Below are 4,473 nucleotides of genomic sequence, written 5' to 3'. Positions count from 1 at the left end.
AGTAATAATTAGACAGACAAATCTTGATACTCGACGCGACCCTAAGTGGGCTCCAGCTATCTGAGCTTTAGATTTCACTGAGATATAAATATCTGATTAATAACAGATATAAATAATATTTACATTTTTATTTTAAGGTTATTGAAATATCGAAGTGATCTTACAATAGAAGTGTTTTATAACAAGAGTACTAACGTGCACCAAAGACGAAAATGATAAATGGAACACACATGTATGCTTAGATATGATAACTGAGTCGCTTTTCGTACAACTAAAAACACATGATTTAGGTGTACCTGCTGCTAATCTAACGAAGAATAAAAGAGGGATTCTTTAGCTTATGTCTAAGAACAAATAATTCGGAGTTAGCTTAAAAATGAATAAAACCTAGTGTTTGACATGATTTTTCGATTACGTTTTTTCTGGTAAGACAGAGACGTGATTTGTTAGAATTCTGTCGACAATAAAGTCGCATCTATATATCGCGGCTACAGCTGGAACCCCCTCTAAGGTTAAAACAAGTTGTGCGTCTAATGCTTTGCTTTAGGTAAGTCCATATACAACCAATTAAAAAGAACTTCTCCCGAATTATGTCAAAAAGTCCTGAGTTAGCTAAAAACAGTGAATCTAAACATACTCCGATGATGCAGCAATATTTTCGCATTAAAAAGGACCACCCTAATGAGCTTGTCTTTTATCGAATGGGCGATTTTTATGAGATGTTCTACGATGACGCAAAAAAAGCGGCTCAATTGCTAGATATCACTTTAACGGCACGCGGTAAGAGTGGTGGCAACCCTATTCCAATGGCGGGTATCCCCTATCACTCCGCTGAGAATTATATTGCAAAGCTTGTTCGATCTGGTTTGTCGGTTGCTGTCTGCGAGCAAACAGGTGACCCGGCAACAAGCAAGGGGCCGGTTGAGCGTAAGGTAATGAGAATTGTCACTCCCGGCACGCTGACTGACGAGGCATTTCTAGAAGAGCGGCGTGACAATTTGCTCTGCTCAATTTCCTTTGGTGATGAGGAAGCCTTTGGTCTAGCCTACCTAGACCTGAGTGGCGGACGCTTTTCTGTGTCGCAAGTTCGAGGCTTGCCCGACCTAATAAGCGAGTTGCAGCGTATTAGACCGTCGGAAGTTTTAATAAGTGAAGAGTTTCCATATGAAGGAGCTTTTGAGAACTTAACTGGTCTTAGACGCCAAGCTCCATGGCTTTATGATCTTGATTCCGCAAAAAGCTTATTGACTACTCAATTTAAAACGAAAGACTTAAGCGGCTTTGGTATCGATTCGATGCAATTAGCTATCTGCGCGGCGGGTTGTCTGCTGCAGTATGCAAAGGATACTCAGCGTAATGAGCTGCCTCATATTGTCACCATCAATAAAGAAGAGCGTAGTCAATACATTCTACTCGATGCAGCCAGTCGCAAGAACCTAGAAATTGACACCAACCTTGCTGGCGAAAGTAATCACACCTTGGCGTGGGCAATGGATGCCTGTAAAACTGCAATGGGTAGCCGCTTGCTTAGGCGCTGGCTCCACCACCCTTTAAGAGACCGGGAAATTGTGAATGCCCGTCTAGATTGCGTGTCTTCACTTGAGCAATCCTATAACTACGACGCCATTCAAACGAATTTAAAACAAGTCGGAGATGTACAGCGTATACTCGCCAGGATTGCGCTTAGATCTGCACGCCCTCGTGACCTATCACGACTTAGAGACACTTTAATACTACTACCCGCCATACAGGCAGATTTAAGGTCAGTTGATTGCCCAAGTCTTGGTGAAGTAGCTAAAGATATATCCGAACACCCCTCTTTAGCTGAGTTATTAGAGCGAGCAATTATCGATAACCCTCCCGTCGTTATTAGAGATGGCGGCGTGATAAAAGATGGTTTTGACGCAGAGCTAGATGACTTACGCAATATCAGTGAAAATGCCGGTCAATTTTTAATCGATCTAGAGACTCAGGAGCGGGAGGCAACCGGGCTTTCGACCTTGAAGGTTGGTTACAATAGAGTTCATGGTTACTTTATCGAGATTTCAAAAGCTCAGTCAGATAAAGCGCCCGATGCATATATAAGGCGTCAAACGCTAAAAAATGCAGAGCGCTTTATAACGCCAGAGCTGAAAGCTTTTGAGGATAAAGCGCTGAGCAGTAAAAGTCGCGCTTTATCGCGCGAGAAAGCCCTTTACGAAAGCCTACTTGATGAATTAAATGAGGCGATTGACGCGCTTCAGAGGTGTGCAAAAGGGCTTTCTGAGCTCGACGTGCTTAGCAATTTTGCTGAAAGAGCTCACACTTTAAATCTCAATAGGCCGGAATTTAATCAGGGTAACACCCTGTTAATTGAAGAAGGCCGACACCTTATTGTTGAACAGCTCAGTACAGCGCCTTTTGTGCCAAACGATCTGATATTAGATCCAAAGCGAAAAATGCTTATGATTACCGGGCCCAATATGGGGGGGAAGTCTACCTATATGCGCCAGGCTGCTCTGATTATATTGCTAGCAGGTACAGGAAGTTTTGTTCCAGCAGGTAAAGCCTCAATAGGTGAAATCGACCAAATATTCACACGAATGGGAAGTTCTGACGATACGGCAGGCGGTCGCTCCACTTTTATGGTTGAGATGACCGAGACTGCGAACATCTTGAATAACGCTACAGAAAACAGTCTGGTCTTGATGGATGAAGTAGGAAGAGGTACCAGCACTTTCGACGGTTTGTCGCTTGCATGGTCTAGTGCAGAGCATTTGGCTAAAAATATCCAAGCTTATAGTTTGTTCGCAACTCACTATTTCGAAATGACGCAGCTTGCTGAAGAGCACGAGAGTGTTGTCAACGTTCACCTGAGCGCTACTGAGCACGAAGATAGAATTATCTTTCTACATAATGTTCTTGAAGGCGCCGCAAGCCAAAGCTACGGTTTGCAGGTCGCGCAGCTCGCAGGTGTTCCGGATAGTGTTATTGGGAAGGCGAAGGAAAAGCTAAGTTCTTTGGAGTCTACGGAAACAAGCGAGCCGTCTGAGCCCATAACTGCAAGCAATATTGCAACACAAGCTACTGACTCTATTTCAGAACAAAATGCATTTCAAAGTGATATGTTTGCACAAGAGCCTTCATTGATTGAGAAAGCATTTGCTAACCTGGACCCTGATGAGCTTAGCCCTAGGCAAGCATTGGATAAGCTTTATGAGCTACGAAGATTGATCAACTAAGTTATATGATGCCTTGTCTCTTGCGCTAACTTACTTGTGTTTTAAGTCAATAATCGTAACATTTGCGCTATGACAGGCGTTTAAGCTTGAACCCTGTCACATCTGACATTAGAATACACCGCATAATTTTAATGAGACCAAACACTGGAATAGCAATATGACATTTGTTGTAACCGATAACTGTGTTAAGTGTAAGTACACAGATTGTGTGGAAGTTTGTCCTGTAGACTGCTTCTATGAAGGCCCTAACTTTCTGGTAATCGATCCTGACGAATGTATCGATTGCGCACTTTGTGAGCCAGAATGCCCAGCTGATGCAATCTTTTCTGAGGACGAATTGCCTGCCGACCAGACGCAGTATATCGAGCTAAACGCCGAGCTATGTCAGACTTGGCCCTGCATTACCGAGCAAAAAGACCCGCTTCCAGATGCTAAAGAGTGGGACGGTGTTCCTAACAAGCTTCAATATCTAGAGAAGTAAATTCTTTAGTCGCCTTGTCGTTAACTGGCGTCAGATCGCTCGCTAACGACAAGCTCCTCTTAAATAAGAACTGCCTGGCCTCATTCACTTTGGCCTATTTAATTCTCAAGCTTTCCTTACAGCTTTTGCATACATATCTTGCATCACTTCTTACGATTCTATTGTGTCGAATTGCGCTCAAATCATGAATTCGATCGTGACATGCACAAATATATGCAAAGGTTCGTCGTGCCCTTTTCGCGCTTGAGAAGTTATGCCTTACCTTTGGCTCAACATTAAATACTTCTGACATAACCTGCTTCCACTGTCGTCCATGCGGCATTACCTTCTTGCCTTCATGATAGCGACCAAAATACTGATAGACGATGAGGTGTGCACATTCGTGAGGTACAACCTCTTCGATAAAGGCTTGTTGGTTTTGATTTAAGAGCGCCTGATTAAATCGAAGCTTGTATCGATAAGTCTTAAAAGCGTTTTGTGTGACGACAAACTGGCCGGCAGCTTGCCCCTTTAGAAGAAAGCAAAGGTTGTGATAAACGAAGCTTTTCTTAAGGTGATGTTCTGCCTGCCGCAGGCAGTGTTCTACCGATGATTGCACATCAGCTTGATAGTTGCTTTGGTTCATCTTGGCTAAGTGTTTTTCGGTCTTCTTAAGTTCATATACAGCGGTGCATTATGCAAAAATTTACAGTACCATGCCCAGCTTTATTTTTTGTCACACCAAGCCTTTAGGGAAAACGCCATGTATGAACTCGACTTACTCTATATATT

At 43.1% G+C, this 4,473-nt stretch carries 3 protein-coding genes; 2 read left to right on the top strand and 1 reads right to left on the bottom strand.

The features are described 5' to 3' along the window. Nucleotides 1-590: 590 nt before the first annotated feature. Nucleotides 591-3,221, top strand: coding sequence for a DNA mismatch repair protein MutS (gene mutS / locus A3756_RS13340; protein ID WP_068510701.1), 2,631 nt, complete (start codon nucleotides 591-593; stop codon nucleotides 3,219-3,221). Between the two features lie 157 nt (nucleotides 3,222-3,378). Further along, on the top strand, nucleotides 3,379-3,702 hold the full coding sequence (fdxA, locus tag A3756_RS13335) for a ferredoxin FdxA (RefSeq protein ID WP_068510699.1): 324 nt from the start codon (nucleotides 3,379-3,381) through the stop codon (nucleotides 3,700-3,702). 94 nt (nucleotides 3,703-3,796) lie between these two features. Here fdxA and A3756_RS13330 read toward each other — a convergent pair whose 3' ends face one another. Then, nucleotides 3,797-4,327 carry a SprT-like domain-containing protein gene (locus tag A3756_RS13330; RefSeq protein ID WP_068510697.1) on the bottom strand — a complete coding sequence of 177 codons (531 nt, stop codon included), beginning with the start codon at nucleotides 4,325-4,327 and terminating at the stop codon, nucleotides 3,797-3,799. Nucleotides 4,328-4,473 lie beyond the last annotated feature (146 nt).

The organism is Oleiphilus sp. HI0086, assembly GCF_001635225.1.
This window is presented reverse-complemented; position numbering and strand designations above follow the sequence as displayed.